The 4,101-nt window shown below is 66.8% G+C and carries 4 protein-coding genes; 3 read left to right on the forward strand and 1 reads right to left on the reverse strand.

Annotated features, from left to right (window positions below):
- Window positions 1-345 precede the first annotated feature (345 nt).
- Genes QZV72_RS12375 through QZV72_RS12385 form a run of 3 tightly spaced genes read left to right on the forward strand, consistent with a single transcriptional unit; the run spans window position 346 to window position 3,456 of the window.
- On the forward strand, window positions 346-1,533 hold the full coding sequence (locus tag QZV72_RS12375) for an NRAMP family divalent metal transporter (protein ID WP_297008895.1): 1,188 nt from the start codon (window positions 346-348) through the stop codon (window positions 1,531-1,533).
- 13 nt (window positions 1,534-1,546) lie between these two features.
- Entirely contained in the window at window positions 1,547-2,356 is an 810-nt protein-coding gene (locus tag QZV72_RS12380) for a putative hydro-lyase (RefSeq protein WP_297008893.1), read from the forward strand.
- Complete coding sequence (locus QZV72_RS12385; protein ID WP_297008894.1) at window positions 2,356-3,456, forward strand: PLP-dependent cysteine synthase family protein; 1,101 nt, start codon at window positions 2,356-2,358, stop codon at window positions 3,454-3,456. The genes QZV72_RS12380 and QZV72_RS12385 overlap by 1 nt, the downstream gene beginning before the upstream one ends.
- On the opposite strand, the gene QZV72_RS12390 is transcribed toward QZV72_RS12385, so the two are convergent.
- On the reverse strand, window positions 3,446-4,090 hold the full coding sequence (locus QZV72_RS12390; protein WP_297008896.1) for a GntR family transcriptional regulator: 645 nt from the start codon (window positions 4,088-4,090) through the stop codon (window positions 3,446-3,448). The two genes, QZV72_RS12385 and QZV72_RS12390, sit on opposite strands and share 11 nt — an antisense overlap.
- Window positions 4,091-4,101 lie beyond the last annotated feature (11 nt).

Raw genomic sequence — 4,101 nt, forward strand, 5'->3', positions numbered from 1 at the left:
GGTGGGGGCGTCGGTGGCTCCCTTCGAAGTCGCCACCAGTACCGGGAGGCTGAAGTAAGGTACCTGTCTTCCGCCTCCCGGTACTGGTGGCGGATGTGCTGCACGCCCGCCGGCGTCCGCATCGGCGGAATGACGGGCCGACGTTACGGTCACGTAAAAACTCGCGAATTGTTGAACACTTCAATTGTGGGTTGTTCAACAATCCCATAAAGTGAGCTGGACCATAACGAAAGAGGTGCAGTGATGAGCGAAGCCAGCGCGGAGAGCCGTCCAGACGGCGGCACCACGGGAGTCCCCGGTGCGGAACCCGACGGGGCGTCGGTCGACCGAGAGCGCAGGAAAGGTATGACCCCGACCGGACGCGCAGCGACATTCGGTGCGATGTTCATGATGGCCACCAGTGCCATCGGACCGGGGTTCCTGACCCAGACCAGTGTCTTCACTGTCCAGATGGGGGCGGCGCTCGCCTTCGCGATCCTCATCTCCATCATCATCGACATAGCCGTGCAGCTGAACGTGTGGCGCGTCCTGGCGGTCTCCGGACGCCGCGCCCATGAACTGGGGAACATCGTACTTCCCGGTCTCGGATGGTTCATCGCGGTCCTGGTGTTCATCGGCGGTGTCGCCTTCAACATCGGCAACATCGCAGGGGCCGGGCTGGGAACCAACGCCATGCTCGGGATGGACCCGAAGCTCGGTGGCGGGCTCTCCGCTCTCCTCGCCATCTGCGTCTTCCTGTCGAAGAAGGCGGGACTGGCGCTGGACCGCATCATGATCGGCCTCGGTGCCCTGATGATTCTCCTGATGCTCTACGTCGCCGTCGTCTCGAACCCGCCGGTGGGAGAAGCACTGAAGAACACCGTCGCCCCCGACGACATCGACTTCATGGTGATCACCACGCTGGTCGGTGGCACAGTCGGCGGTTACATCACCTTCGCCGGAGCACACCGCCTCATCGACAGCGGTATCACCGGCCCGGACAATGTCGGCAGGATCACGAAAACGTCGGTGGCAGGCATCATCATCACCGGCGTCATGCGCATCCTCCTCTTCCTCGCCGTGCTCGGTGTCGTCGCGACCGGGGTGACACTGGCGGAGGACAACACCGCCGCAGACGCCTTCTACCACGCCGCCGGCGAGGTCGGGCTCCGCATGTTCGGCATCGTGCTCTGGGCTGCCGGACTCAGTTCGGTGGTGGGCGCCGCATACACGTCGGTCACCTTCATCACGACCCAGCAGACGCAGCCGAGGAACCGGAACATCCTCACGGTGGCGTTCATCGCTTTCTGTGCGGTGGTGTTCCTGTTCCTCGGAACCGCACCGCAGACCCTGCTGATCTTCGCGGGAGCGTTCAACGGAGTCATCCTGCCTGTCGCCTTCGCCCTGGTGCTCTGGGTCGCCTGGAAGCGCCGTGACCTGCTCCACGGGTACGTGTATCCGAAGTGGCTGCTCGTGATCGGAGTCATCGTCCTCGCCCTGGAGTTCTACCTCGGGTGGAACTCATTGACCGGTATCGCAGATCTCTGGAATTAGAGAGGAATCCTCAGTGACTGTCCCATCCTCGCCTTCCCACGCTGAGCGGGCCGCGCTGTCGCCGGCGCAGGCGCGCTCACTCTTCCGCGACGGCCTGCAGGTCCCCACCCCCGGATTCTCCGCGGGTTACGCGCAGGCCAACCTCATCACGCTGCCGAAGGAGGACGCCTTCGACTTCCTCATTTTCGCGCAGCGCAATCCGAAGCCGTGCCCGTTGCTCGGTGTCCTCGAACCGGGGGAGATCTCCTCCGGGCTACTCGCCGGAGGTGATATCCGGACCGACATCCCGGGATACCGGGTGTTCCGCAACGGCGTGCTCACCGAGGAACGCGCCGATGTGACCGACCTGTGGCGTGACGACCTCGTCTCCTTCATCATCGGCTGCTCCTTCACCTTTGAGACGGCTCTCCTCGACAACGGCGTCCCGGTCGCGCACATCGAGCAAGGGTGCAACGTCCCGATGTACCGGACCACCATCGAGACCTCTCCCGCCGGGAAGTTCCACGGGCCGATGGTGGTGTCCATGCGGCCGATCCCGGCGGCCCAGGTGGCGGACGCCGTGCGCATCACCTCCCGCTATCCCTCGGTCCACGGCGCCCCGGTGCACGTCGGTGATCCCGGGGCCATCGGTGTCACCGACCTCGCGCACCCGGATTTCGGCGATGCCGTTGAGATCTCCCCGGGAACTGTGCCGGTGTTCTGGGCCTGTGGCGTGACCCCGCAGTCCGTGGTGATGAGTTCGAAGCCTGATCTGGCCATCACCCATGCGCCGGGATACATGCTGGTGACAGATGCCCGTGACCTCCAGTACCAGGTGCCGTGATGAGCGACATCAACCGCTACAACGCCGATGCTCGTCGCTGGACCGCCGAGGCGATCCGGAAGGTGCAGGCCGACCAGCAGCGCTCGGCGGACACCCACCTGCTGAAACTCCCGCTGCCGGACTGCTGGGGTGTGGACCTCTACCTCAAGGACGAGACCACCCACCCGACCGGTTCACTGAAGCACCGGCTGGCCCGCTCACTGTTCCTCTACGGCCTGGCCAACGGGTGGATCAGGGAGGACGCCCCGGTGGTCGAGGCATCCTCCGGATCGACGGCGATCTCCGAGGCCTACTTCGCACGGCTCATCGGCGTGCCGTTCGTCACCGTCGTCGCCGCGACGACGAGCGCGGAGAAAGTGCGTCTGATCAGGTCCCACGGGGCGGAGGTGCGGTTCGTCGACGACCCGTCGACGGTGTACGCGGTCGCCGCGCAGACCGCCGAGGAGACCGGCGGGCACTACATGGACCAGTTCACCTACGCCGAGCGGGCGACGGACTGGCGCGGGAACAACAACATCGCCGAGTCGATCTTCCGGCAGATGGCGATGGAACGGTTCCCCGACCCGACGTGGATCGTCGCCACCGCCGGCACCGGTGGCACCTCCTCGACCCTGGGGCGCTACATCCGCTACACCGGCCGGATGACCGGCCTGTGCGTGGCGGACCCGGAGAACTCCGCGTTCTTCCCCGCCTGGTCGTCCGGCGACCGTTCCCTGGCCACCGATGCACCGTCCCGGATCGAGGGCATCGGACGCCAGCGGGTGGAGCCGAGTTTCACCGGACCGGTCGTCGACCGGATGACTTCCGTGCCGGACGCCGCGGCGGTCGGCGCGGTCCACGCCCTGGAACAGGTCACCGGCATCCGCGCCGGCGGGTCGACCGGCACCGGCCTGTGGGCGGCACTGCGGATCGTCGCAGAGATGGTGGCGGCCGGTGAGCGGGGAAGCGTGGTCTCGCTGATCTGCGACTCCGGCGAACGCTACCTCGACAAGTACTACTCGGACGCCTGGCTCGCGGAGCAGGGCATCGACGCCGCACCGTACCGGGACGGCGTCCTGCAGTTCCTGGAGACCGGGGACGCCGGGCTGCTCACCGACTGACTGTTGCAGCCAGGTCCTCCCCGGTGGCCGTGAGAGACGCCCGCAACGTCTCGGCGGCACCGGCCCGGTCACCGGCACGCAGCAGAGTGACGATGCGCCGGTTCACCGGCACGAACTCGCTGTGCAGGGTTGGCCTGGTTTTCTGAGCGGTGAGGAACACCAGACGCATCCGGGCGAGCAGCCTGTCCATCTCCCCGTTGAGCAGGTCGGATCCGGCGGCTTCCACGACCGTGCGGTGGAAGACCTGGTTCGCCAGAGCTGTCGCACCGGTGCTCCCGGAGTGCCCGGTCGCCGCTGCTCCGTCAGTTAGTCCGGTGCCTGTGTCGTGGGTGGCCAGGGACGCTTCGGCGTCCGCGACGACGCGGTCGAGGGCGTCCACATTGAGGGCGTCCCCCCAGAGCAGCGCGCCGGGTTCGACCACGGCGCGGGCGCGGTACAGGGCGAGGATGTCGGTGGGGGTGGGGGAGGCGATGAAGACTCCGCGGTGGGGGATGCGGTCGACGATGCCGTCGGCGGCGAGTTCGGCGAACCCCTCACGCAGGGTGTTGCGGGAGACGCCGAGCTGTTCGGCGACGGCGACCTCGTTGAGCTTGGCGCCGGGGGAGTACTCACCGGCGGAGATGGCCCGACGCAGTCGGGTGGAGA

The organism is uncultured Corynebacterium sp. (assembly GCF_902782855.1).
Taxonomy (GTDB): domain Bacteria; phylum Actinomycetota; class Actinomycetes; order Mycobacteriales; family Mycobacteriaceae; genus Corynebacterium.

Bases quoted from the DNA above. Each gene is read 5' to 3' on its own strand.
- QZV72_RS12375 (WP_297008895.1), top strand. From the start codon at position 346: ATGACCCCGACCGGACGCGCAGCGACATTCGGTGCGATGTTCATGATG.
- QZV72_RS12385 (WP_297008894.1), top strand. From the start codon at position 2,356: ATGAGCGACATCAACCGCTACAACGCCGATGCTCGTCGCTGGACCGCC.